The following is a 26371-nucleotide window of genomic DNA, read 5'->3' on the forward strand; positions in this document are numbered from 1 at the left end:
ATTAACGGCCATTATTACCTTAAGTGCCTGTAGTAACCTGGGTGGACAATCCACTGCGGACTCCGATAAAGCTGACGTAACAGGTGTTAGCCAGCTGACAGCGGAGAAAATATTCGCCAGTGATACCTTCAATATTGACCGCCCGGCTCCAACTCGCTGGCTTGAAGACGGCTCAGGTTATACGACTTTAGAACAGTCCGACTCAGCCGATGGCCGCGATATTGTTCGTTACCACCCTGAAACCAACGAGCGCACGGTTTTAGTCAGCGCTAAACAGCTAACTCCGCAAGGTAAAAACAAAGCGCTGGATATTGCCGATTACGTCTGGTCAGACGATGGCGAGAAAGTACTTATTTTCACCAATACCAAGCGTTCGTGGCGCACCCATACTCTGGGCGATTACTGGGTGCTGAACCGCAACAACAACGAATTACGCCAACTGGGTGGTAATGCGCCCGAGTCGACTTTGCAGTTTGCTAAGTTTAATCCGCAAGGTACAAAAGTCGCGTTCGTTATGCAGAACAACATTTACGTGCAGGATCTTAGCAGCTTCACTGTCAGCGCGCTGACCAGCGACGGCAGCGACACTATAGTTAACGGTACCTTCGACTGGGTTAACGAAGAAGAGTTTTTCCTGCGCGACGGTTTCCGCTGGAGCCCCAATGGCAAGCACATTGCTTATTGGCAGCTGGACACCGAAGGCACGCCGGTATTCACCATGATCAATAACACCGACGAACTCTACCCAACGTTAAAAGAGTTCCCTTACCCGAAAGTGGGTGAAACTAACGCGGCTATGCGCATTGGCGTTATGCCGGCCAGTGGCGGTCAGACAAAATGGATGGATATTCCCGGTGCCCCTCGCCAGCATTACCTGGTGCGCATGAACTGGGCTGGCAACAGCGAAAAACTGTTAATTCAGCAACTGGCCCGCAAACAGCACATTAATCGCGCTTTTATCAGCGATATTGAAACCGGTCGCAGTCAGGAGCTGTTACGCGAAAGCACCGACTCGTGGGCCGAATATGTCGACGACATTCACTTTTTAAATGATGGTCGCGAATTTACCTGGTTAAGCGAACGCAGCGGTTATCGCCATATCTATCGCGTGCATCGTGATACCGGCAGAACCACAGCGATTACCCGCGGTAACTGGGACGTGGTTGAAGTGCTGCGGGTAAACGAAGAAAACGGCTGGGTCTATTTTATTGCTTCACCGGAAACACCTCTGGAGCGTTATCTGTTCCGCGCCAGCTTAGACGGCAGCGGCCGCTTAGAACGTCTGACCCCGGACATGGACGGCACCCACAGTTACAGCATTTCGCAAGATGCCAAATACGCTGAACATACCTTTAGTTCGGTTAACCAGGTTCCGGTTACTAATATGATTTCACTGCCGGATCATGAAGTTATTCGTACCGTGGTTGACAATAAAGAAGCACAGCAAGCGGTTGAGCAGGTGCAGAAACAACCGGTTGAATTTTTCCGGGTGGAAGCTCGTGACGGGTTAGAGCTGGACGGTTACATTATGAAGCCGACTGACTTCGACCCCAGCAAAGAATACCCCATTTTGTTCTACGTTTACGGCGAACCCTGGGGGCAGACAGTGGCCAACCGCTGGGGCGGTTCACTGTATTTATGGCACACCATGCTGACACAGCAGGGCTATATTGTTGCGTCTATTGATAACCGCGGCACCAAATCACCACGCGGCTTTGACTGGCGCCGTTCTATTTACAAGAACCTGGGCGTTGTTACCGTACGCGACCAATACGATGCGCTGCAACAAATGCTGGAACGCTGGGACTTCATTGATGAAAGCCGCGTAGGCATTTGGGGACACAGCGGCGGCGGTTCACAAACCCTGAATGCGTTATTCCGTTACCCGGACAGCTACCACATGGGTATGGCGCTGGCACCAGTACCTGATTTAACGCTGTACGACACCATTTATCAGGAACGTTACTCCGGCTTACTGCCTGAGTCAGCCGAGCGTTATAAAGAAACCTCAGCCATTACTCACGCTGAAAACCTCGAAGGCGACCTACTGTTAGTACACGGTACAGGCGACGACAACGTTCACTTTCAGGGCAGCGAGCGCCTGGTCAATGAGCTCATTAAACACGGTAAGCAGTTTGAGTTTTTTGCCTACCCGAACCGCTCTCATGGTATTTACGAAGGTGAAGGTACAACCCTTCATTTACGCACCATGATGACCGAGTTTGTGAAAGAGAACTTACCAGCCGGCGAACGCTCGTCATCTGAGTAATGAACTGATCTTTCGATTACCGCTATCGGTATAAAAAGCATGACAACCCCGTGTCTTTATTTGCAAGATACGGGGTTTTTATTCAAGATATCCGCAGTTTTTGAATTGAGTACAGGAGTTAAGCAATATGACCAGACATTATGACTATCTTGCGATAGGCGCAGGTAGTGGCGGCATAGCCTCAGCCAACCGCGCAGCGATACGTGGCGCGAAAGCCGCCGTTATTGAAGCGAAACACGTTGGCGGCACCTGCGTAAACGTGGGCTGTGTTCCCAAGAAAGTCATGTGGTACGGCGCTCATATTGCTGAAGCCATAAAATACTCGCCGTCATACGGCTTTGAGCTTGAACAGAAAGGTTTTGACTGGGCGACTATGGTTAAAAACCGCGAAGCCTATATTGAACGCATTCACGGTGGTTACCATCGCGGCTTTCAAGGTAATGGCGTTGAGTTTATAGAAGGCTTTGCGAAATTCGTTGACCACAAAACAGTAGAAGTTAACGGAGAAAAGATTACCGCTGACCATATTACCATTGCCACCGGCGGGCGCCCCATGATCCCCGAAGTTCCCGGTGCTGAGCATGGTATAGACTCTGACGGCTTCTTTGCCCTGACGGAACAGCCTAAAAAGGCAGCCGTTATCGGAGCCGGTTATATTGCCGTTGAAATTGCCGGTGTCTTCCATGCATTAGGCACTGACACGCACTTAATGGTGCGACGTGATCGTCCGTTGCGTACCTTTGATAAAGATATTACCGATGGTTTGCTGGAGCGCATGAAGCAGGACGGCCCTGAACTTCATACAGAAACCACCGTTCGTGAAGTGGTTAAGCAAGACGACGGTACGTTAACGCTGCACTTTGAAGGTGGTCAGACAATGGACGGCTTCGACTGCTTAGTCTGGGCTATAGGCCGCGTGCCATCCACCGATAAAATTAACCTGGAATGCACCGGTGTAGAACTGGATAGCGAAGGCTTTATTAACGTCGATAAATTCCAGAATACCAACGTACAAGGTATTTACGCTGTAGGCGATAATACTGGTGCCGCAGCACTTACACCGGTTGCTATAAAAGCAGGACGCTTACTGGCGGAGCGTTTGTTTAACAACATGCCAAACGCGCACATGGACTTTGAAAACATTCCGACCGTTGTATTCAGCCACCCGACCATTGGTACCGTTGGTCTGAGCGAGGAAGACGCTAAGCTCAAATTCGGCGAAGACAACATTACCGTGTATAAGTCATCGTTCGCGGCCATGTACAACGCCGTTACCCCGCACCGAGCTCTTAGTTATTTTAAGCTGGTATGCCACGGCAAAGAAGAAAAAGTGGTCGGCATTCACGGTATTGGTGAAGGTATGGACGAGATATTACAAGGCTTTGCCGTTGCTTTGAAGATGGGGGCAACTAAAGCTGACTTAGATTCGACTGTGGCTCTGCATCCGACCAGTGCTGAAGAGTTTGTTACTCTGAAATAAGAAGGGTACAGGAAGCCCCGCAAATTCTCTCGCGGGGCTTATTGTCAACAGTATAAACATGTCAAGCTTTAGCGCCAGAGGCATATTCCCAAGGATCCCGAACGTTTTCGTCAGACTCCGCCGGCGGAATATAAGATGACACCACTTTTTCCAAGTCTTCCAGGTATTCCCATTTGGTCTTCGGCACGTAGGAACGCCCGCTTCTCCGGTCCTCACCCTCGCGGGCTTCATAAACAGCCTGCAAAGCATCTTTACTACTTAAAACGGACTGCAGTTTATTCATCGCCTGTGGCTCTGCTTTCATGTCTATAAGTTCATTGGTGCTGCTCGTTTGTATACCTAATAGATTATCGAGGCCGATGACCGCAGCTTCCAGGTAGCCGATTTGTTCCTTTCTATTTAGGTCGTTAAGTTGGTCACCCATTTCTACGAGCTGTTCGTCACTGAAATTATAGGTTGTCAGCAACTCCCCCATATTCTCAAGCATTTTTTTCGTTGTCTCGAATAGGTTATCGCCAAACCCTTTGCTGATACTCACCACATGTTCCGAATCACCAAAAGCGCTCATTTCAAAGAAAGGGTTTGTTTTAAGTGCTACTTTACCAATAAAAGACAATATGCTCGTTCTGGCCTCATCACTTTTATCCAGAAGACCGTCAAGCAGTTGCTCACCTTCAATCCGGCTCATTCCAAGTACATTTAACAAGCTACTTTGCTGTTCCCGACTGTATTGATCGAGCTTGTTAACAAAATCAGCGGGCGATTTGGTATCTATTACGGTCGAAACAAAGTTCTGCAGGTCGTTCGCGCTCGATTTAACGTCGAAATATCCTCCTAGAGATTCATAGGTATCATTGTTCTCACGCTCAGCTTTGTGAATACTGATTTTTTCATCATATTCAGCCGCCTTTTCAATCAGTTGATCCCGGGCAATTCGCTGAGTGTCTGATAGCACTTCAATAAATTGTTCTACTTTTTCTTCGTATGTTCTGGAGGGATTAAATTCATTAACATGGGTAAAAAGCATGTTTGCAGAAGCCGACAACCCAGAAAATATATCGGTTAACTGCGAAAGTTGCTCTTTGTCCAGGGTTTCAACCATAGACAAGAAATCATCGTTCGATATAATACCTAGCCTACCCAGCCGGATAAAATCTTCCTCAGACATTTTTGAGTACAAATCTTTTAGTTTTTCTATTTTCTCCGCCGAGAATTCTGATTGTATTGGCTCTTCCAGCCATTTATTAAAATTAAAATAGAGTTTATCTAGCTCACTAAGGAAGACGCCCTGGGTATTTTCAGGCTGGGTATCCAAAGGCTCCGCCACATGGCTCTGTAGCACCGTTATCGGCTGCTTAGAGGGTACCGGCTTGGTTAAGGCTGAATAGTGATTTGTTATTGATATTTTCACCTTTAGTCTCTTTCTAGTATGAGATACTTACTATAACCATCGGCAGTAACGAGCAAATATTGAGCAAAATTTCGAGAGTTTCTTACTTGCGCCGCCAGCACTTTGCGGTAATCTTTAAAAAAGATAACAAACGAACTTAGATAACTTTGAAGGCAGCCAGTATTCCATGAGCAATATTCTTAACAATGCTGAACAAGGTTGTGACTCGCACGAACAACCGTCATCTGCAATAGAAGTTATTATTGAACCTCGCGACAGCGACTTAGGCGGCTTTTATGTCCGCCGCGCATTACCCACTCGCCAAAAGCGTATGGTCGGACCGTGGATTTTCTTTGATGAAATGGGCCCAGCCGACTTCCCACAGGGAGAAGGTGTCAATGTCGCACCACACCCGCATATTGGGTTATCCACTGTCACTTACTTATTCGATGGCGAAATGCTGCACCGGGACTCCATTGGCAGTTATCAGATAATTATGCCCGGCGATATCAACCTGATGGTCGCAGGCAAAGGCGTTACGCACTCAGAAAGAGAGCGCCCGGAAATTACGGCCCGCGCTCACAGGCTACATGGCTTGCAACTCTGGTTAGCTATACCCGAACAGTACGAGCAGACAGAGCCTGCCTTTTATCATATTCCGTCAACCGATATTCCGTCGGCTAATGTGAATGGGGTTTCGGTTCGCGTCATGATAGGTGAAGCTTATGGCGTAAAGTCACCTGTTCCTACCTTGTCTGAAACTTTGTACCTAGAAGCCAAGTTGGACTCTGGCCAAGAACTGACGTTACCGACAACAGAAGAGTTGGCTGTTTATATCGTTTCTGGTCGCTTAAATTCAGAAGGTAAAGAACTAGCGGCAAGAACATTGGTTGTATTAAAAACTGAAGAGCAACCCGTTATTACAGCTCAGAAACCATCACATATTGTCATTATTGGCGGTAATGCATTGGGCAACCGGTTTATTAACTGGAATTTTGTGTCCTCTAATAAAGAACTAATAGAGCAGGCAAGAAAAGATTGGCAGAATCAACGCTTTGATAAAGTTGTTGGCGATGAAGATGAGTTTATTCCTTTGCCTTAGTGGTTCCAGCCAACCGCTATAATAGCCATTCCGGTTAAAGTGAAAGCAGCGCCTACGGCATCGTAAGTCGACAATGAAGCTCCTTCAACAGCCTTTAACCACAGCAGTGCAGTTACCACGTAAACGCCCCCATAAGCCGCATAGACCCTGCCACTTTCAGCCGGATGCAATGTAAGCAGCCAGGCAAATACTGCCAAACTGATAGCTGCAGGAATCAATAACCAGGCACTTCCATCTTTTTTCAACCACAGGTAAGGTAAATAGCATCCGATAATTTCGGCAATTGCAGTAATAAAGAAAAGCCCTAGCGTTTTGGCTATCAACAAAACAGACATGTTCAGCACCTTTATTTAGCAGGAGAAGACATTATGCAGTCTACTACAAGCAGTTTCACTATGCGGGCATTACTCGTTACCGGCTTTCTTTCAATAACCATTGCCTCTCCGTTTTCCGTAGCCAAAGATACAAATACAGAGAGTGAAACTTGCTCTTATAACGAAGTTGAAATGTTAAAGCTATCTCCCAGGGAGTTTGACCAAAACCTGGAAAAAGGCTGGCGAGAAGTAGCTAAAGCGGAAGCCTGTCGTGAAGCGGCAGCCGACCTTATCCATACCTATTACACAAAGAACGAGATTTCCAAAGGGGCTATGAGAACCTTTGTCTGGCATGAGGGTCAGCTTAGAGCCGAAGTCGGTCAGTATCAACGCGCTATTAGCTTAATGAAGCAAGCGCGCAAGTCGCCCGAAAAAGACATGTCTGGCTGGAACTATTACGTTGACGCCACTATCGCCTTTTTACAGTCAGATAGAGAAAAGCTAAAAAATCAAAGGGAAAAACTGGCTGCAGTTCCTAAGCCCGAAGGTTTTAATCCGACAGATGCAGACGGAAACCCTATTGAAATACAATGGCCGCCAAACTTGAATATTGTTGATAAGTTCATTCGTTGTTTCGACCAGCCTTATTCTGAAGTCTACACTGAATGTACTGCAGAAAAATAACCTCTGCTCGTTATCGGATCTAATAGTGAATGATCATGAACTCGCAATTTTCTGGTAATACTTTATTGTCGCTGTTCGTAACGACTATTTTGTCTGCGGTTTTCATTCCCGCATAGGTTTCTACAGACACTTTAGAAAGCCTCAGTGTTACGGGGCTTTCCAGACTCTCGAAGTTAGCATGAATAGTGTCAGGTAATATCGACTGATAGCTCCCTTTGTAAGAGGTGATCTCGTCCTCCTCTACGTCAATATTTACTCGCTTATTATTGTTAAACTCAAGGATCATACGCTGATTATTACAGGTTTGATGGTTACCACGAAGAACCGGTGGAAGCTTTAATTCAGGGGCGTTACCGCGCACGTATAATCCAACATTACGTCCTTTATAATAGTGCTTCTGCTGATAAAATTTTTGATAAGCTACGGGTGCAAGGTTTTGTTGCCGAATAACCTGTTCAAGTTTAGCGAAAAACTCAGGGCTTTCATTCGCGGGGTTTGTCGCCACAACCACATCTGGAAATTCTTCCGGTACAGCCACACCTGAAGTTGTTTTGACTTTGAAGCCATTTTCAGACAACGCAGAAATTAATTCCTGACGCTCTTTCTGTAGCAACCGCTCTGTTGTGAGAAATACGGTGGGTGAACTGCAGCCAACTAATAAAAAAAGCACCGCTATTATAATAATTGCTTTCATTTTGACATCCCTGTACCAAAAGTATGCTTTAACTCTCACAATCTGTTACAAATTAGTCAACAAATAATTAAAGGTTACCCTCAACAAGCAGGGTAGTCGTCGTTATTATATTGTGGTCATTTTTTAAGGGATATTTTTATGAAGAAGTTATTACTCGCAAGTGCCATTAGTTCCGCTCTTTTAGCTGCAGGTTGTAGCCAGCCAGCAACGGAGAGCAGCACGGTACAACCGGCAGTAGCCGGCGAAGTCATTAAAAGCCCGAACGATGAGCGCCAGTATCGCGTCGTGACTTTGGATAACAATATTGAAATTATGTTGGTTTCTGATCCGAATACAGATAAGTCGGCTGCCGCTTTAAGCGTTGGCGTTGGTTTATTGCAAGACCCGGAAGCTCAACAGGGGCTGGCACATTATCTGGAGCACATGTTGTTCCTGGGAACTGAAAAGTATCCCGATACCAACGAATACAGCGAGTTTATGAGTAATAACGGTGGTAGTCAGAATGCCTCTACCTGGCTGGATGTCACCAACTATATGTTTAAAATTAATAACAGCGCCTACGATGAGGCTTTAGACCGCTTTTCTGACTTTTTCAAAGCGCCAAAACTGTACCCCGAGTATGCAGACAAAGAACGTAATGCAGTGAACGCCGAATGGTCAATGCGCCGTGAAATGGACTTTTTTGGCCAGTTCAAATTAGGACGCTTATTGCTGGGAGAGCACCCTTCCAATCGTTTCCTTATTGGAAATCTGGACAGCCTGAGTGACAAAGAGAACAGCGAGCTGCACAAAGAAACCGTCGATTTTTACAACCGCTTCTACTCAGCCAACATTATGAAAGTTGCCATGATAAGCAACCGCTCGTTAGAAGAGATGGAAACCTTAGCTCGCAAACACTTTGCCAGTATTGAAGACGACGGTATTGATGAGCCCGAAGTCACAGCTCAAATTAACTTCGACGATGTAGGCAAAAAGCGCATCCACTATGTGCCAAATGAAGACGTTAAGCAGTTGAAGCTGGAATTCATTATCAATGACAATCAGGATCAGTTTGCGGTTAAGCCCAACCGCTATGTCAGTTACCTGCTTGGCTCAGAAATGCCGGGCACACCAGCACAACAACTCAAAGATGCCGGCCTTATTGCTAGCTTGAACGCATCAGCGCAGCCAACTTTTTACGGCAACTATGGAGTTCTGGCAATTGACCTCGAACTGACTAATGCCGGCATGCAGCAGCGTGAAGAAATTGTCGCGCTTATTATGCAGTACATTGATAAAGTTCGCGCTGAGGGTGTTGATGAAAGTTACTTTGAAGAAATAAGAACCAGCCTGAGCAACAACTTCCGCTTCTTAGAAAAAGGGGACGAATTCAGCTACGTCTCGTCACTTGCCGAAGCTATGCAGAATTATCCAGCGGAATACGCAGTTAGTGCACCTTATGAATATCAGGAGTTTGACCCTGAAGCCATCCGCTCAGTTCTGTCACAGCTTACACCTGAGCACCTTCGCGTTTGGTATATTAGTCAGGATGAGCCACACGACAGCGAACTCGATTTCTACGAAGGTAAATACAAGGTTGTTGATATTCCGCAAGAAGAAATAGCGAGCTGGGATAACGAACCTAAAATGGCAATTAATTTGCCTAAAGTGAATACCCTGTTGCCAGAGAGTTTTGCCATTAAGCAGAACGACGCATTCGATAAACCCAAAGTGATTATCGAAGAAGAAGGCATTCAGGTCTGGCAGTATCCAAGCCAATTATACAGCGACCAGCCGCGCGGCGTTTTTTATATTCAAATAAACAACGACGCACCTATTAAAAGTATAAAAGCCGACGTTTTAACCGCTTTATGGCGCGATTTATACAATATGAATGTTAGCGCACTGGATACCGAAGCAAATATTGCGGGTATGAACCTGAACCTTAACGATGGCACCGGCCTGTCACTGACGGTGTCTGGCTTTACCGATAAACAACCGCAGCTACTTGAGCGCGCTATTGATAACTTGAGGTTTGACGTTGAAAAGCGAGCCTTTAAGCAAGCGGTAGATCGCTATGTCAGAGAGCTTGAAAACAAAGGCCAGCAATTCCCAATTTACCAAAGCTTTGACGCATACGGGCAGTTGATTCGGGAAGGAGGGTTTAACCAAACTGACTTAATTGAAACAGCGCAAAGCCTGACTCCGGCTGACTTGTCTAACTTTATCGACACCTTAATGGGTAATAACGCCATTCGCGTGTTTGCTTTTGGTAATTACGATAAGGCTAACCTGGAAGAATCCGTTGATCGTATTCAGGCCAGCTTACCCGAAGACCGGAAGGTCACTGACTTTAAAGTGGCTCAATTCTGGAAGCCTGAAACTGGCAAGTCCATTGTATTACGTCGTGATCTGGATGTAGCTGACGTGGCAATAGTTGATGCACACATTCATCCTCAACCAGGTTTTGCCACGCTAGCGGCAGGAACGGTTCTGCAAAGCCATTTCCGCACCGTAGCCTTTGATACCCTGCGTACGGAAGAGCAACTGGCCTATGCGGTGGGTTCTTTCGCACCGAATCTTGATAATTACGCAGGTTTTGGCCTGTACATTCAAACCCCGGTTAAGAACGTTGCCGATATGCAGGAGCGTTTTGATAGTTTCAAAGAAGAGTACTGGGAAGACTTACAGGAAATGACGCCGGAAGAGTTCAACCAAATCAAACAAAGCACCTTGATTACACTGAACGAACAGCCGAAGAACTTGATGGAAGAAGTTTCTCCATTCCTGGCTGATTTGAGCTTGCAGCGCTTTGAATTCGACAGCAAAGAGCAGTTAATTGATGCCGTTGAAAACGTAAGCCTTGAAGACGCCAAAACGTTTTACCAGCAAACCATGTTAAACCCAGATGCCGCACGTATTTCGGTTCAGCTGCGAGGTACCAAGTTTGCTGAACAACCCTACGCTGAATTGCCAAACCAGAAAATCATTTCCGATTTGGCAGAGTTTCATCAGGAGATGGAAAAGCAGTAATAACGCCTGGTATTGAGCAATCTCATTATTGAGGTTGCTCTTTCGCGTAAGCATCTAAATAATCTTCCTGCTTCAAAATCTTATGCAACGGGTCTAATACATAATGTGCATCGGTTGTAGGTAACTCAACTTGAACAGGAGTCTTTCCCACAACAACTGTCGATATCGTGTCACCAACTTGCACTTCTACAGGTAATTCAAAGGCTGCTTCGTTAAAGGTCTTCCAATGCAAGCTTAACTGACTCCCTTTTTGCTCACCAACCAACTCTGGTAACTTCGCTGTATAAAGGTAGTGTTCAAAAAACCATGTAAAGTCCTCGCCTGTTTGCTCATTAACAGCATCAATGAAGTCTTGTGAGTCCGCAAAATGCGGTTCAAAGTTTCCAGGTTTCGGGTCAGTAGTTTGGTAAACCAGTTTTCTCGTTGCTGCAAAGAAATCATCGTCGCCAATCAAGTTTCTCAAAGTATGCAGTATCCATGCGCCTTTTTGATAGATATCGCTACCCGGCCCTCTGTCAGCTTTATAAACGTCATCTTCTGACATTGGTTTATTCGATACAACCGGATGCTCGTTTCGTATACCTATACGTGAGTCATACATCATGCTGTGATAGGCAAAGTCTCCATGCAAATATTGCCCATATAATGGCTGCATATAAGCGCCAAAACCTTCATGTAGCCACATGTGGTCCCAGTCAGTATTAGTGACTTGATTCCCAAACCACTCATGAGCCAGCTCATGATGAAGTAACCAGTCGAAATTGTATTTTCCAGCTTTGTATTCTTGCCCATACGCATTAATGGTTTGATGCTCCATCCCCAAATGCGGCGTTTCCACAACGCCCATTTTTTCAGCGTAGAATGGGTAGGGGCCAATGACATCTTCGTAAAAGTCTAACTGCTCAGAGAACTCATTGAATAACTTTTCCGCTTCAGCTTTTTTACCTTCTAAATAGTAAAAAACCAACGGGTACTCATGTCCATAACGGCTTTGGTATGTATCCTTAAGAACCTCATAAGGACCCACATTTAATGCAATACCATAGTTATTCTGTGGCTGCTCACTACGCCAGTGGTACTGCGACCAGTCCTCGCCCTCACTGCTTTCAATTAACTTTCCGTTACTGGCTGCAACCAGACCTTTCGGCACCCGGATAACAATATCGGTTTGTTTAGCTTCAAACGTCGGGTGGTCAATACAGGGCCAGATCAAATCACAACCCTCTCCCTGTACGGCTGTGGCTATCCAGGGCTTACCATTTTCAGTCTCATCCCACACGTAGCCGCCATCCCAGGGAGGGTTTATTGCGACATGAGGTTGTCCTTTATATTCAATCGTGACTGTTAACTTATCTCCAGCAGCTATTGGTTGTTCAAGGCTAAAACGAATTTCACCGAGTTCGTGAGTGTAGTCATTTGTTTTAAGACTATTAATAGAGAGTGCTGAGATTTGGTAGTTATTGTCAAAATCGATAAGGAAGTCTGACTGTTTCTCAGTAACAGAGAGCACCAGTTCAGTTTTGCCTTTAACTTCACGTTTTTCCGGGTTTATATCGAAAAATAAATGCGCTTTTTCAAGATTAATGTGCTGATGCTCTGGTTTTAGTGCGCCACCAGTTTCCAAGGTTTCAGTCAGAGTTTCCTTTGGCTGAATGCCGGCACACCCGCCGATAATTAATGGGACAAAGGCCGTCGCCAAAAGTGCTTTTTTCATATTTTTATCTCCCCAGTTGTTTATTAACTGAGCATGCCTTTATTATTAAAAACACTAAAGCACTTTTGCGACCAATGGTTTGTTTCAAACGTTTGTCTGAATTTAAAGGAAAAAACGAGCTTAATTAAATCAAACCACACCTTGTTCCAGCATGGCGTCGGCGACCTTACGGAACCCGGCAATATTTGCGCCAAGAACTAAGTTTGACGGGTGTCCGAAATCTTCGGCAGTGCGCTTCGCATCCTGGTATATATTACTCATAATGTCTTTGAGTTTTTCATCCACTTCCTCAAAATCCCAGCGCAACATACTGGCATTCTGAGCCATCTCTAACTGGCTAGTGGCGACACCGCCTGCGTTTGATGCTTTGCCCGGACCATAACCAACGCCACTTTCAATGAAAAGCTCGACCGCGGCCTGGGTGGTGGGCATATTTGCCCCTTCCACTATGTATTTGCATCCGTTTTCCAAAAGTGCCTGAGCATCTTTTTCGGTCAATTCATTTTGAGTCGCACAGGGGAAAGCAATATCGGCTTCGTAGCGCCAAACGCTGTGTCCCTCTTCGGGATAGTCGTCTTTGGATGTGTATTCGGCGTCATCATGAGTTTCAAGGTACTCTTTAAGCCGCCCGCCCTGTTCTTCTTTTATGCGCTTAACCAAGTCCAGATCAATACCACTGTCATGGTAAATGGTTCCGCTGGAGTCACTGCAACTTATCGGTTTAGCCCCCAATTCATACAGCTTTTCCATAGCATGAATAGCGACATTACCAGAGCCTGAAATCAAACAACGCTTTCCGTCCAAAGAGTCATCCTGGTCATCCATCATGCATTGCGCGAAATAGACAACCCCATACCCTGTCGCTTCTTTTCTAACTTGCGAGCCGCCCCATAGTTCACTTTTTCCGGTTAGGACACCATCAAAACGATTGGCCAGACGCTTATATTGACCAAAGAGGTAGCCAATTTCCCTTGCTCCCACACCGATGTCTCCCGCCGGAACATCCGTATGGGGCCCTATATGACGATACAGTTCACTCATAAACGACTGGCAAAAACGCATAATTTCCGCGTCCGACTTGCCTTTAGGATCGAAGTTGGCGCCACCTTTGCCGCCGCCAATGGGTAAACCGGTCAGCGCATTCTTAAATATTTGCTCAAAGCCAAGAAACTTAACAATACCGGCATTAACACTTGGGTGAAAACGCAACCCGCCTTTATAAGGCCCCAGCGCCGAGTTAAACTCTATTCTGTAGCCTTTATTCACCTGAATTTTACCATCATCGTCCATCCAGGGGACACGAAACATAATTTGCCGCTCAGGCTCAACCAGACGCTCAATAATAGAGTGTTCCCGATACTTAGGGCGTTCTTCCAGCAAAGGTTCTATCGATTCAAGTACATCCTCTACCGCTTGATAGAACTCAACTTGAGCCGGACTGGTTTGCTTTAGCTTTTCGATGGTTTCTTTTATGTAGCTCATTGACATGTCCACGATTTAAAACAATATAACTATTAACGTATATCGTTGGTTTTAGATCGCTTCTATTTCAGCACCACCTTATTACGCCCAGCCTTCTTCGCAGAATAAAGATTCTCATCAGCACGTTTTAAAATGCTATCCGCTGTATCATCAGGCTCTTTTACAGTTGCACCTAAACTTATCGTGACTTTTACCGTTTTACTCTTCTCCTTTTTACCTCGCGCTTCTTTTCCTTTTGTCTTACTCTCTGGCCGCGAAGGCTCTCTCAATTTAAGCGGGTAATTAGCAACCTGGCTACGAACGCTTTCCAGCAAATTTTTTAGCTTTTCTTCATCGTTGTGGAAAAACACTAAAGTAAATTCTTCTCCGCCATAGCGGTACGCCTTAAACCCGCCGTGCTCTTTTAAAATACGGCCTAACAGCCGCAGCACCTGATCACCAACCTCGTGCCCGTAGCGATCATTAAACTTTTTAAAATGGTCAACGTCGAGCATGCAAACGGCACTGCGTTTGCGTAAGTGTTGCAACTGACTCATCAACGCACGCCGTTGCGGTAGCCCGGTTAGTTCATCAATGTAGGCCAGCTTCAACATTTGGTCGGCCAGCGCCAGCAATAAGCCTGCGCTGGCTGCCAAAGCGGCCCAGGTAGAGGCTTGCTGGTACTGCACAGCCAATAAAAAGACCATAAGAGAAAGCCATGCCGCCCAATGACTCCAGGCAAAAGCGGAAGCGCTTTTATAAAGCAAATAAGTTGCCCAAATTCCCCCCATAGCGACTGTCCAAATGAGAAGTCCAATAGCAAACGAACTTTGCTGCCAGTCAGGTAAAGTCAAAACCTCCGCGGGGTTCAATAAAGCGAGAACCTGGGCAACTGGCGGCAGCAATAACGATAAAGGCAATGTCGCTAAAGCTACAAATATCAGTATGCCTTTTCCGGTGAGTAGTACTGGCTTTTTCAGGAAGGTCAGGAGCAAGGCACTAAGCGATAACCACACAGGAAGTGCATCGTACAGCTGGGAAACCTCCTCCTGCGCCAGCGGTTGCTGTAAACCGAGCTGAACTGTGGCATAGATACCACCAACCCAGGCGCACCAATAAAACCATTGCCACTGCCGAAAGAAAGCGGCAACTAAGAACACCACCCCTAGTGCGGCTGAGACGGTTCCGGGAACCGAAAGCGAGACAGACGCAAGCCACTCGGGATAAAACCAAACCATGAGAGCCCAGATAATTGCCGGTAACGCCGCAAAAAAGGTCAAGTTCAACTCCCTGCTAATAAACGGTCTAAATGATCCGCAAAGTTTTTGCGATCCACATTCGATAACGGCGGCGGGCCACCAGACTGAATACCACTACTGCGCATGGTATCCATAAAGTCTCTTATATTCAGGCGCTGGCGAATATTGTCGGGGGTGAAGAGCTCCCCCCGGGGGCTTAATGCCTTAGCGCCTTTGTCTATCACTTCAGACGCCAGCGGAATGTCACTGGTTATGATTAAGTCGTCCGCTTCACAGCGCCGGACTATTTCATGGTCTGCGACATCGAAACCACTACCTACCTGCACCATATGAATAAATTTAGATTTAGGTGTTTGAATGCGTTGATTAGCCACTAAGTAGAGGTGCAGTTGTTTTCGTTGTGCCGCGCGAAAGAGAATTTCCCGTATTGCCACAGGGCAGGCATCGGCATCAATAAATAAAGTCATTGCTAATAGTCCACGCATCTATATTAGAGTAAAAGGTTATAAGCCCAATGCCTTGTAATGTGTTCAGTACGCTATCATTTAATGGTTACCAGCAAAGCTTATCAATAATTGCTTCAGGAGGCACTCTATGACATTACGTATTGGCGATACTGCACCGAATTTTACCATTGATACCACACAGGGTTCGATAGAATTCCACGACTGGGCGAAAGGCTCGTGGGTATTTTTCTTCAGCCACCCGGCAGACTATACACCGGTTTGCACAACGGAAATGGGGCGTACAGCGCAACTGGCACCAGAGTTTGAAAAGCGCAACGTGAAACCCCTGGGGTTATCTACCGATACCGTAGAAGCTCACAAAGGCTGGATTAATGATGTTAATGACACTCAAAATACCCTACTTGAGTTTCCTATCGTTGCCGACAAAGATTTAGAAGTCGCACAGCTTTACGACATGATCCATCCAAACGAAAGCGCCACAGCCACAGTACGTTCGGTTTTTATTATCGATCCGAACCAAAAAGTTCGTTTAATTATGACGTACCCAATGACTGTCGGTCGTAACTTCAATGAGATTTTACGGGTTATTGATGCTCTGCAAACGACTGACCGTGACGAAGTGGCATGCCCGGCAGATTGGATGCCCGGAGATTCTGTCATTATTCGTCCAACGGTCAGCGACGAAGACGCAAAAGAGAAATTTCCGCAGGGCTGGAAAACCTTACGTCCGTATTTGCGACTGACTGATATTAAATAGTTAAAAATCAATTATGCTGGGTGTTATATGACACTCAGCATTTTTTCATCCCCCCCTAAAGTAACCCTCTTTAGCTTCCGATAATAAGTCACACGACATCGGTCGCGAGCTACTTTAGAGGTTAAATTATGAGCTGGTTTAACAACCTTACATTTCGGTACAAGTTAATACTTCCTATTGCACTGTTGGCTTTAGTGCTTATTGGTATTGCTACCGTCAGTACCGTGAATTTTAAATCCGTTGCTAACAGCGTTGATGAAATAGCCAGTGAACACTTACCCGGCCTTAATTACTTATTGCAAGCGGATCGCGACCTACATCAGGCTCTGGTAGCAGAAAGAACCTTACTTTCAGTTCCACCAGGTTCGTCAAAAAAACAAGCACTTGTCGACACAGTCAATGAGAACCTACAGCAAGCTTCTCAACGGGTGGACCGATTTTTAGCTATCACTTCAAGTGCCGAAGAACGTCAAATGGTTGCTGATTACAAGCGAAAAAATGAGACCTGGGTCGCAACCACTAAGCGAGTAATAGAGCTTCATGGTCAAAACAGGGTTGAAGAAGCCATTAGTTTAAGTGAGCAGCAAAGCGGCCCTCAGTTCGAGACCATGCGGGACGTTCTTGACCAGCTAGAGCAACGCAAAGAAGAAGCAGCACTCAGTCAGTCTGACATTATTGACGAAGTCATCAGTCAAAGTAACTGGACAGAGATGGTTGTCCTGACCATAGGTTTAGCTATCTGCGTATTGCTGGCATTATTCTTTCCACCATTAATTACCAGGCCATTGAACTTAATGCTTGAGCGTTTTGAAGATATGGCCAAAGGCGAAGGAGATTTAACCGCACGCGTTAATCTGGACAGAACAGATGAACTGGGTCGAGTAGCCGATGCATTTAATGCTTTTGTCGAAAAGCTTCAGCGCATTATTACCAAAATTAATGAAATGACCGAACAACTGGCAACATCGTCAGAAGAGCTTTCCAGCATTTCAGAAGAGTCTAACGAAAGCATCAGGAAGCAACACGAAGCGGTTGAGCAGGTGGCAACGGCTATCCATGAAATGTCGACCACAGTGGACGAAATAGCCAAAAGTGCTAATGACGCAGCGACTTCTGCGAAAACAGCTGACGATCATACCAAGCAAGGTCGCGATGTCGTTAAGTCGACAGTTGATGCGATTCAGAGTTTAGCTAACCACGTGAATCAAACATCTCAAACTATTTCTAAGGTAGCGGAAGATAGCGACAACATAGGTAAGGTACTGGACGTTATTGGTAGCATAGCTGAACAAACAAACTTGCTTGCGTTAAACGCGGCTATTGAATCTGCGCGTGCAGGGGAACATGGAAGGGGCTTCTCTGTTGTTGCTGACGAGGTCAGAACCTTAGCCAGCCGCACACAAAAATCAACCCAGGAGATTCAGGAAATGATTGAGCGTTTACAAACAGCAACTCATGAAGCTGTCCGCTCAATGAACACCGGTAAGGAAGAGGCGGATCACACAGTGGAAAGAGCAAGAAATGCTGATGAGTCACTCCAGGCAATAACCTCGGCGGTAGCAGAAATTAATGATATGAACAGTCATATTGCCAGCGCGGCTGATGAGCAAAGCTCAGTTACAGAGGAAATTAATCAGAACATTAATACTATTAGTAGTATTTCAGATCAGTCCGCGCAAAGTTCGGCGCAGGTAAAAGAGTCCAGTGAAAATTTGGCGGAGCTATCTGCCAACCTGCAACAGGAGCTCCGTCAGTTCCGAATCCGCTAACGTTCGTTTTCGAAAGATTGCTGGCGTTCTGCCCATTTGAGCAGTTCTCCCAGCGGCTTCGGCTTACTGAATAAGAACCCTTGCATAAAGTGGCAACCATGCTCCACTAAATAAGCACATTCTTCTTCTTTTTCTACACCTTCAGCAACGGTTTCGATACCTATGCCTGCAACCATGCTCAGAATACCGCAGGTAATAGCAGCGTTATGCGAGTTCTCATGAATATTTTCGATAAAGCTGCGATCAATTTTGAGCTTATTTACCGGCAACATATTTAAATAACGTAAGCTGGCAAAGCCACTACCAAAATCGTCAATGGCCACATCCAAACCCAGATCTCGCAATTGCTGCAATAACTCAGCAATACGCTGAGTATCATTAACTAATACATTCTCTGTAATTTCGACGGTGATCTCGCCGGGTTTAATATCAAACTGTTCGAGTATCGCTTTCGTTTTACTGACAAAATCTTCACGATAAAACTGGATAGGCGAAAAGTTCACCGAAACAGATTTTATACCATATCGCTTAAGCTGCTGCAGATCGCGACAAGCCTGCTTTAGCACCCATTCACTAATTGGAATGATTTGCCCTGTGCGCTCAGCAACAGGAATAAAGTCTGCGGGAGAAACATAACCTTTGGTTGGATGTTGCCAGCGAATGAGCGCTTCGGCTCCGGCAACTTTACCTTTGTCGGTCATAATGGGTTGATAAAATAGCTCAAACTGTTCTTGCGCAAGCGCTTCCTGAATTTTAGTCCGCAATGCCACTTTGTAACCTAAGCCTTCATCAAGGTTTGCGGAATACCAGTAAACAGAGTTACCACCGCGTTTTTTCGCTTCATACATAGCAACATCGGCACGTTGAGTAAGCTCCATCGGGTGTTTAAATTCAATATCATTTGCTGAAACACCAATTGCTGCCGACAAAGAAACCTCGACTTCGCCAATCCGAAAAGGCTGTTCGAATACCGCTAAAACTTCCGCGCATAACGCATTAACTTGCTCAACAGCACTCATATCCTGAATAACGGCGACAAACTCATCGCCACCAAAACGGCAAAGTAAGTTAGGTTCCGAAACAACCTGCTGCAAGCGTTGCGCCGTTTCAATTAAGACCTCGTCTCCAAGGTAGTGTCCCAAGCTGTCATTTATAGGTTTAAAGCCATCTAAATCGATAAAGAGGACGAATATTGCCGCGTCACTCTTGTTTTCCTGCAGCTGTTGTAGTCGCTGCTCCATTGCACTGCGGTTTACCAGGTGCGTTAAGCTGTCGTGAGAAGTGAAAAATTCTAACGCTTCTTCTCGCTGAATTCGTTCGGTAATATCTTTAGCTATGCCGTGAACACCGGTAATTTCGCCATCGATAATAATAGGAATATTGGTTATCGCTAAGTCATGAAGCTGACCGGTCTGGTCTTTTACCTTTATCTCGTAGGACTGTGGAATACCGGCTTTAGCCGCTTCAAAATGCTCTGAGGTTCGTTTCTGGTCACTTTCAGGCACTGCCAGCTCATAGTGTTTACCCAGTAAATCCTCTTCTTTAAGCAATAAAAGCTCACAAACTGAACGATTAACACTCGTAAAGTTGCCTTCTAAGTCGAGCATAAACACGGCATCGGGGTTGTGAGTAAAGAGTGAACTTTGACTTTGCTCAAGACGAGCTTGTTTCCTTCTTTGCTCCTCCTGTTCAATGATGAGAGCCACCAGATCACGATTACGGACAATAATTTCAAGTTCAGGTCCTAAAGGCACTCTCGGCTCTGAAAAGTAAATTGCGAAAGTTCCAATAACGTCACTGTCAGAGGTTGCAAAAATAGGGTGGGACCAGCACGCCACTAAACCTTGCTGCTCGAGGAGGGACCGGAACTCATTGAAGCGCTGGTCCTTTCTCATATCAGCAACCAGCACGGGCTCACCGAGTGCTGCCGCTGTACCACAAGCGCCAACACCGTCTGCTACGGCTAAGCCATCCAAGGCGCGGTTATAGGACTTAGGCAGGGAAACAGAAGCGACAGTTGATAAGGTTTGTGTTTTTTTATCAACCGCCATAATGGAGCACATGGCACCATCAATTTGAGACTCAATAAGCCGACAGATGCCCAACAGGCGGCTTTCAATATCCCGGTGCCGGGCTAACGAGTTAAACGCTTCATAATGTGACTGAATTAAGTAATTTGTGCCTTGGTATTTCTTTTCCGCTCTTTTGCGGATCACTACGACAAAAATTGTCGTAGCAATCAGAACAATAGCTATGCCTGTCGCCAACAGGCTGTATTCGGGGAGGCTATCCTGCATTGGCTCGCTGCATATTTACCGCCTATTTTATTTAACCCGCTGCACTCGCATACGGCGATTCGAACCTTCACGGCCAAAGAAAAATGAATTTAATGCGCCGCGTTCAATATAATAGGTATCGTCTTCGTCCCAGGGAAAATAACCACCGCTGTCGGTCTGTTTCCAAATTTGGCCATTACTCAGTTCGATACGCCACTTGTCATAAGGTCCCTGCTCTTTCGCTGCGACTTCAACCTCAATTCGGTCGAGCTGGCCTTCCTCTTTGTCTTTATGCTCCATACCAAAGGTTCGCTCGAAAGAAGAGTTACCACGGCGCTCAGCCTTTGATTTTTGTTTTTCTGCCTGCACTTTTCCTCTGGCTTTTCCTTCTGCTTGCTTCACCTGTCCCTGAGACTGCTTAGCAATATTGTCATAACATACCAGTCGCTCCAGCGAGTCTTCAATCCCTGCACATTGCTGCAATGCCTCTTGTTGTGCATTAACACTGCCCGCCACCAACAATAAGCTTGCCCCTAGTAATGTTTTGTACATACATCATTCCTGTTTTGTTTTATTTAATAACGTAACGTAAGAGTATCGCCTTTTTGCGTTAACTCAAATTCCTTCAAAGCACTCATGCCCAAAAGTATGACATCCCCATCCATTCCGGGAGTGATAGACGCCGCGACATTCGTTAGCTGAATTTCACCCAGTTCTAATCTGTCAATTTCTGTTCTATAAGTTATAACACGTCCGTTCGCGGTTTGAGACATACCTTGCCGGCCTTTTCGTAAACCCAGTTCTGCGGCCAGGTTTTCAGGAACAGCAACCAATGTTGCCCCAGTATCGAGTAAGAATGTCACAGATTGACCATTCACTTTACCCTGAGCCACATAGTGACCCATCCGGTTTTGCTCCAGCAAAACGGTGACTTGTCCGTTATCAACATGGCTTTGCACCTGAGAGTTCGGGTTAAACTGTTGCTGCAACTGGTCTTCAAAAAACCAGACCAACATGACAAGGGCTAGCCCCCAGGCAATAAACATAAAAGGTTTGCCGAAAGAAGTCGTACGCGCCAAGTTAATCTCCTTTAATCATCATAGGGCAAACTTTGCTTTTTTACCTGGTCAGCTCTTTGCTGTCGCTGTTCGGTTACGTCTTCAACTGACCAGCCTTGCAAATTATTTTCAATAAGCTGACTTAACGCATCAATATGCCCGCTTTCGGCATTCAGAGCTGAAATGTACTCGTACCGCTCACCGCCACTTTCCATAAAGTATTCACGGTTTTCTTCCCCAATTTCTTCTACGGTTTCCAAACAGTCAGAAGAAAATCCCGGACAAAAGACCTGAACCGACTTTACTCCTTTACCGGGAAGCGCTTTCATCGTCATATCGGTGTAGGGCTGCAACCATTCTTCGCGGCCAAAACGTGACTGAAAAGTCGTCAGATACTCGTCTTTTCCAAGCCCTAATCGTTCTGCCAGTAAGCGCGATGTTTTGTAGCATTCGCAATGGTAAGGGTCACCATTTTTCAGGTAGCGCAGTGGAATCCCATGGTAGGAAAACAGCAACTTATCAGCCCGTCCATGAGCGTCCCAGTGTTTTTCAATGCGCTGAGCAGCGGCCTCGATAAAAGGTGAAAAATCGTGATAGTGAGTAATAAAACGAAGTTCAGGTAACCAGCGGCGTTTGGTAAAGTCTTTGGCCAGCGCATCAAAGGTTGAGGCCGTGGTCGATGCCGAGTACTGCGGATACAAAGGCAACACCAGCAGTTTGCGAACGCCTTTTTGCATCATCTTCTCAACCACCTCGCTAAGAGCCGGGTTCCCGTAACGCATGGCAAAATCCACAACAATGTTGTCACCCCAGGTTTGCTTCAGTTTTGCCTCAATGGCCGAAGCCTGGTCTTGCGTGTGAAATAACAAGGGAGAGCCACGATCAGTCCAGACAGTTTTATAAGCTTCAGCTGAACGTTTAGGCCGAAAACGCAAAATAACGCCGTTTAAAATCAAAAACCAAAGTAAGCGCGGAACTTCCACTACTCTAGGGTCGGATAAAAACTCTTTTAGATAGGGCTTGAGCGCTTTTTTTGTTGGAGCCTCTGGAGTTCCCAGATTAGTAACCAAGACACCAATTTTGTCCGCCTGCCCATGAGAAAAGCCCGGGCTTCCTTGATATTTCATTTTGAGTTACCTTTTAACAACACGATGTAAGTGCAAATTTTACGTAAGTTTTAACGGCTTCGATCCCTATTTGCAAAAAAATCACGCTACACTGGGCCGATGAATGCTATCGAAAATAATATGTTGACGCGCCAATGACAGAAAACTCGAAGACGCAACAATGGTATCAGAAACTGGCCAGTTCCCCCCATGCGTTGATACTTCTATTTTTTCTGTCTGCCCTGGAGGCAACGATACTTCCCATAGCCTTAGAGTTGGTCCTAGTACCTTACATGGTACTAGAACGCAAACGCATATGGCTGGTTTCGACTGTCGCTTTAGCGGGTTTTTTGGCCGGGGCTATTGTCGGTTACTACATTGGCTTTGCCTTATTTGATACCGCTGGAGAATGGTTCATCAACTACCTGTCCATTCAGGACTACTATAAAGAATTCCAGGACACTCTGAGTCAAGACGGTTTTATTGCTATTTTTCTGGTGGGCGTTACTCCCGTTCCTTTCCAGGTAGCCATGCTGGCCGCAGGTGCTGGTGATTATCCGCTTTGGCTATTTATGCTAGCGGCTGGTGCCGCAAGAGCTTTACGTTATTATGTATTAGCACTTATCGTTTTATGGTTAGGGCCTTATACTGAACGCTTATGGGGTAAATACGCAGGTCTCGTCGGTTGGTCCATTCTCATCGTCGCGGGAACTATGTTATTACTAATGCAGTTTTTGTAAGTATTTAAGGTACCAATGTTCCTACTCATTGTTTTTGCTTTTATCGCCATTGGCGTTTCATTTATTTGTTCAGTTTTAGAAGCCGCTATTTTGTCGGTTACGCCAAGCTATATAGCACAGCTAAAAGAGTCCCGACCTAAAACCCATCAACAATTGCGCAAGCTGAAAGATTCTATCGATAAGCCGCTGGCAGCTATTCTGACGCTTAATACTATAGCTCATACAGCCGGTGCCGCAGGGGTTGGAGCACAAGTTGGGGTCGTCTTTGGTGACGGTTATCTGGGAGTTGCTTCAGCAGTTATGACGCTGCTTATTCTGGTGCTATCAGAAATAATTCCGAAAACCATAGGTGCTAAATTCTGGCGTGGGATAGCTCCTATGCTACCTCCAGTACTAAATTTTTTAATTTTATCGCTTAAGCCGTTTATCTGGCTTTCCGATCAAATCACAAAACGTATCGGTAGCGGAGAAGCGGACATTGACGTTCGCTCCGAAATTAAGGCCATGGCCACTATTGGGCACGAAGAAAAAGCGTTAGATGACGACGAACGTCGGGTCATTCTGAACATTCTCGACTTACATGAAATTCGGGTACGTCAGGTCATGACTCCAAGAACAGTATGTGAATCCATTCGACCAGATTTAAGCATGCCGGAAGTCAGCGAAAGGATTAGAAAGCTGCCTTTTTCCCGATACCCGGTCATTGATACCGACGAGGAGCCACAAGGCATTGTTTTTCGTAGTGATATTCTTGATGCTGAGGAATCAGACTCGCTGAAAGACATTGTACGACCGGTTGAGATCGTCACAGAAACCGTCAGTGTTGAGGCTCTAATGAGCCACCTGCTTAAAGAGCGTCAGCATATGGCTTTAGTGTATGACGAACACGGCAGCTGGCTGGGACTCATTACGCTGGAAGATATTATCGAAACCATACTGGGTACCCCCATCATGGATGAAACCGATAACATTGCCAGTTTACGCCGTTATGCCCGTCAACGCTGGGACAAACGGCTCAAGCGCGACCCAAAGCAGACGCAAAGCCAGCAAGGTAATGATTAAGCGAAATAGTTGGTCAAAGCGCTGGTCAGTAATTTTTTTCAGCCAGTGCAGACCAATCCAGGTACCGGCAAAACCGGCCGCTATCATTGCTAATACCAGCGGTAGCCAGTCCTGAAATACAAACCCGGCCATGCCAAACACCAGCGCTTTAGGCGCGTGTTGCATGGTCATTACTGCGGAGAACGTCGCGACGGTTTGCATTCGCTGACTAAACCGGGCTTTTACAAAAGCGGCAACCAGTGGCCCTGACGCACCAACAAAAAGAGAAATAAAGCCGGTAACCAAGCCACCACCGACTAGACCAGCACGCCCACGGAAACTCTGTGGCAACTTAGGTCCCCAGGTTAGCCAGATTAAAAATAGTGCGATGGTAATTTGCAGAAAATGTGTCGGAAGCTGAACCAATAATAAACTGCCGATAAAAGTGCCTAACAAACCAAAGGGCACAAACCAGGCAACGGTAGGCCAATGAATGTATTTCCAGGACAACCCGGTTCGTCCAATATTAGACCCCATTTGCACTAGTCCATGTACCGGAATAACCGCGCTACCGGGTAATACCAGAGCCATTACACCAATCAATACCGCGCCTCCGCCAGCACCGGCCACGGCTGTTAATAACGAGGTTGCGGCTGATAAGAGTACCAGGCCATAAAACAAGGCTTCGTTAATCATGCTTTCTTACTGCTCCCTGAGTCCCTGATTTGCGCTGATCGGGATCAAAACGGTATAATCCGCGCGATTTACTGATCCGCAATTTAATTAATGGCTCCGGATTTACGTTCCGGACCGCTGAAGAAGGTAACATGATATGTATATTTGTGCGGCATTGTATAAATTTGTTGAGCTAAATGACTATAAAGAGCTCCGCGAACCTCTGTATCAAACGCTTATCGCAAACGATGTAAAAGGCACTCTGCTGTTAGCCCGTGAAGGCATTAATGGCACCATTTGCGGTACCCGCGAAGCCATTGACAACGTTTTGAATTACTTACGTTCCGATGAGCGTTTTGCTGACATTGAACACAAAGAATCCCCCAGTGACGAGCAAGCTTTTTACCGCACCAAGGTAAAACTGAAAAAAGAAATTGTCACCCTGGGCGTTGACTGGGTTGACCCTAAAAGCTCGGCCGGTACTTATGTCGATCCGGAAAAATGGAACGACCTGATTGCCGACCCGGAAGTGCTGGTTATTGATACCCGCAACGAATATGAATACGCCGTAGGAACCTTTGAAGGCGCCATTAACCCTAAGACCGATACTTTCCGCGAGTTTCCGGAGTACGTGAAGCAGCATCTGGATCCGGAAAAACATAAGAAAGTTGCTATGTTCTGCACCGGTGGTATCCGCTGCGAAAAGTCGACCGCTTATTTAAAAGAGCAGGGCTTTGATGAGGTTTACCATCTAAAAGGCGGAATTCTTAAATATCTGGAAATGATGCCGGAAGACAACAGTCGCTGGAATGGTGAGTGCTTCGTTTTTGACCAACGCGTTACCGTTAAGCACGGTCTGGAGCAGGGTGAATACGACCAGTGTTATGCCTGCCGCATGCCCATTACTGCTGAAGAAATGCAGTCAGAACATTACCAGAAAGGTGTCAGCTGCCCGCATTGCTATGACAAGACCTCAACCGAGCAAAAAGAGCGATTTGCCGAACGTGAGCGTCAAATTCAATTAGCTAAAGCCCGCGGTGAAAAACATATCCGCGACGGTAAACTTGAAAGCCTGAGTTGATTTAACTCACAGCGCCCCCATA

Annotated in this window: 22 protein-coding genes; 10 read left to right on the forward strand and 12 right to left on the reverse strand. The window is 46.1% G+C overall.

What is annotated here, in order from left to right; translation table 11 throughout:
• On the forward strand, window positions 1-2269 hold a 2269-nt coding region (locus RJ32_RS12360; RefSeq protein WP_034822637.1), incomplete at its 5' end, for a S9 family peptidase.
• A 127-nt stretch (window positions 2270-2396) separates the two neighbouring features.
• On the forward strand, window positions 2397-3749 hold the full coding sequence (gorA, locus tag RJ32_RS12365; protein ID WP_034822639.1) for a glutathione-disulfide reductase: 1353 nt from the start codon (window positions 2397-2399) through the stop codon (window positions 3747-3749).
• Between the two features lie 61 nt (window positions 3750-3810).
• Here gorA and RJ32_RS12370 read toward each other — a convergent pair whose 3' ends face one another.
• Complete coding sequence (locus RJ32_RS12370; RefSeq protein ID WP_235598957.1) at window positions 3811-5064, reverse strand: hypothetical protein; 1254 nt, start codon at window positions 5062-5064, stop codon at window positions 3811-3813.
• Window positions 5065-5326: 262 nt separating this feature from the next.
• Here RJ32_RS12370 and RJ32_RS12375 point away from each other — a divergent pair, with 262 nt between their 5' ends.
• Window positions 5327-6241: a pirin family protein gene (locus RJ32_RS12375; RefSeq protein ID WP_034822642.1), complete on the forward strand. Its 915-nt coding sequence runs from the start codon at window positions 5327-5329 to the stop codon at window positions 6239-6241.
• Here the strand turns inward: RJ32_RS12375 and RJ32_RS12380 are convergent.
• Window positions 6238-6576, reverse strand: a complete 339-nt coding sequence (locus RJ32_RS12380; RefSeq protein ID WP_011235558.1) for a YnfA family protein — start codon at window positions 6574-6576, stop codon at window positions 6238-6240. The two genes, RJ32_RS12375 and RJ32_RS12380, sit on opposite strands and share 4 nt — an antisense overlap.
• A gap of 33 nt (window positions 6577-6609) precedes the next feature.
• On the opposite strand from RJ32_RS12380, the gene RJ32_RS12385 reads away from it, so the two are divergent.
• Complete coding sequence (locus RJ32_RS12385) at window positions 6610-7239, forward strand: hypothetical protein (RefSeq protein ID WP_051018793.1); 630 nt, start codon at window positions 6610-6612, stop codon at window positions 7237-7239.
• Between the two features lie 19 nt (window positions 7240-7258).
• Here the strand turns inward: RJ32_RS12385 and RJ32_RS12390 are convergent, their stop codons facing one another.
• Entirely contained in the window at window positions 7259-7933 is a 675-nt protein-coding gene (locus RJ32_RS12390; RefSeq protein ID WP_034822644.1) for a hypothetical protein, read from the reverse strand.
• Window positions 7934-8071: 138 nt separating this feature from the next.
• On the opposite strand from RJ32_RS12390, the gene RJ32_RS12395 reads away from it, so the two are divergent.
• A complete protein-coding gene (locus tag RJ32_RS12395) occupies window positions 8072-10945 on the forward strand; it encodes an insulinase family protein (RefSeq protein WP_034822647.1) in 2874 nt (957 codons plus the stop codon).
• A 25-nt stretch (window positions 10946-10970) separates the two neighbouring features.
• Here RJ32_RS12395 and RJ32_RS12400 read toward each other — a convergent pair whose 3' ends face one another.
• The 4 genes from RJ32_RS12400 to RJ32_RS12415 all read right to left on the reverse strand — a co-directional run bounded on the left by RJ32_RS12400 (window position 10971) and on the right by RJ32_RS12415 (window position 15846).
• Window positions 10971-12659, reverse strand: coding sequence for a M1 family metallopeptidase (locus RJ32_RS12400; protein ID WP_034822649.1), 1689 nt, complete (start codon window positions 12657-12659; stop codon window positions 10971-10973).
• A gap of 129 nt (window positions 12660-12788) precedes the next feature.
• Complete coding sequence (gene gdhA, locus RJ32_RS12405; RefSeq protein WP_034822651.1) at window positions 12789-14141, reverse strand: NADP-specific glutamate dehydrogenase; 1353 nt, start codon at window positions 14139-14141, stop codon at window positions 12789-12791.
• A 62-nt stretch (window positions 14142-14203) separates the two neighbouring features.
• Window positions 14204-15400 carry a GGDEF domain-containing protein gene (locus tag RJ32_RS12410; protein ID WP_034822653.1) on the reverse strand — a complete coding sequence of 399 codons (1197 nt, stop codon included), beginning with the start codon at window positions 15398-15400 and terminating at the stop codon, window positions 14204-14206.
• 2 nt (window positions 15401-15402) lie between these two features.
• The gene (locus RJ32_RS12415; RefSeq protein WP_011235567.1) at window positions 15403-15846 is read right to left on the reverse strand and encodes a YaiI/YqxD family protein; all 444 of its coding nucleotides are present in this window, start codon (window positions 15844-15846) and stop codon (window positions 15403-15405) included.
• A gap of 127 nt (window positions 15847-15973) precedes the next feature.
• Between RJ32_RS12415 and RJ32_RS12420 the strand changes: the two genes are divergently transcribed.
• Entirely contained in the window at window positions 15974-16603 is a 630-nt protein-coding gene (locus tag RJ32_RS12420; protein ID WP_034822654.1) for a peroxiredoxin, read from the forward strand.
• A gap of 128 nt (window positions 16604-16731) precedes the next feature.
• Window positions 16732-18372 (forward strand): methyl-accepting chemotaxis protein, encoded by a 1641-nt coding sequence (locus RJ32_RS12425; RefSeq protein WP_034822656.1) that lies wholly within the window; start codon window positions 16732-16734, stop codon window positions 18370-18372.
• Here the strand turns inward: RJ32_RS12425 and RJ32_RS12430 are convergent.
• From RJ32_RS12430 to hemH, 4 genes are read right to left on the reverse strand one after another with little or no spacing between them, the layout of a single operon-like run.
• The gene (locus RJ32_RS12430; RefSeq protein ID WP_034822658.1) at window positions 18369-20669 is read right to left on the reverse strand and encodes a bifunctional diguanylate cyclase/phosphodiesterase; all 2301 of its coding nucleotides are present in this window, start codon (window positions 20667-20669) and stop codon (window positions 18369-18371) included. The genes RJ32_RS12425 and RJ32_RS12430 overlap by 4 nt on opposite strands.
• Window positions 20670-20696: 27 nt before the next feature.
• Window positions 20697-21200 (reverse strand): hypothetical protein, encoded by a 504-nt coding sequence (locus tag RJ32_RS12435; RefSeq protein ID WP_034822659.1) that lies wholly within the window; start codon window positions 21198-21200, stop codon window positions 20697-20699.
• 23 nt (window positions 21201-21223) lie between these two features.
• A complete protein-coding gene (locus RJ32_RS12440) occupies window positions 21224-21727 on the reverse strand; it encodes a TIGR02281 family clan AA aspartic protease (protein WP_011235572.1) in 504 nt (167 codons plus the stop codon).
• 11 nt (window positions 21728-21738) lie between these two features.
• Window positions 21739-22833 (reverse strand): ferrochelatase, encoded by a 1095-nt coding sequence (gene hemH, locus RJ32_RS12445; protein ID WP_011235573.1) that lies wholly within the window; start codon window positions 22831-22833, stop codon window positions 21739-21741.
• A 272-nt stretch (window positions 22834-23105) separates the two neighbouring features.
• Here hemH and RJ32_RS12450 point away from each other — a divergent pair, with 272 nt between their 5' ends.
• Both RJ32_RS12450 and RJ32_RS12455 read left to right on the forward strand, forming a co-directional pair.
• A complete protein-coding gene (locus tag RJ32_RS12450; protein WP_235598958.1) occupies window positions 23106-23552 on the forward strand; it encodes a YqaA family protein in 447 nt (148 codons plus the stop codon).
• Window positions 23553-23567: 15 nt separating this feature from the next.
• A complete protein-coding gene (locus RJ32_RS12455) occupies window positions 23568-24614 on the forward strand; it encodes a CNNM domain-containing protein (protein WP_034822661.1) in 1047 nt (348 codons plus the stop codon).
• On the opposite strand, the gene RJ32_RS12460 is transcribed toward RJ32_RS12455, so the two are convergent.
• Window positions 24531-25289 carry a sulfite exporter TauE/SafE family protein gene (locus RJ32_RS12460; protein ID WP_034822662.1) on the reverse strand — a complete coding sequence of 253 codons (759 nt, stop codon included), beginning with the start codon at window positions 25287-25289 and terminating at the stop codon, window positions 24531-24533. The two genes, RJ32_RS12455 and RJ32_RS12460, sit on opposite strands and share 84 nt — an antisense overlap.
• A gap of 136 nt (window positions 25290-25425) precedes the next feature.
• On the opposite strand from RJ32_RS12460, the gene RJ32_RS12465 reads away from it, so the two are divergent.
• Entirely contained in the window at window positions 25426-26349 is a 924-nt protein-coding gene (locus RJ32_RS12465) for a rhodanese-related sulfurtransferase (RefSeq protein WP_034822663.1), read from the forward strand.
• Window positions 26350-26371: the final 22 nt, after the last annotated feature.

Origin of the sequence: Idiomarina sp. 28-8, assembly GCF_000320945.2 — a bacterium.
GTDB lineage: Bacteria > Pseudomonadota > Gammaproteobacteria > Enterobacterales > Alteromonadaceae > Idiomarina > Idiomarina loihiensis.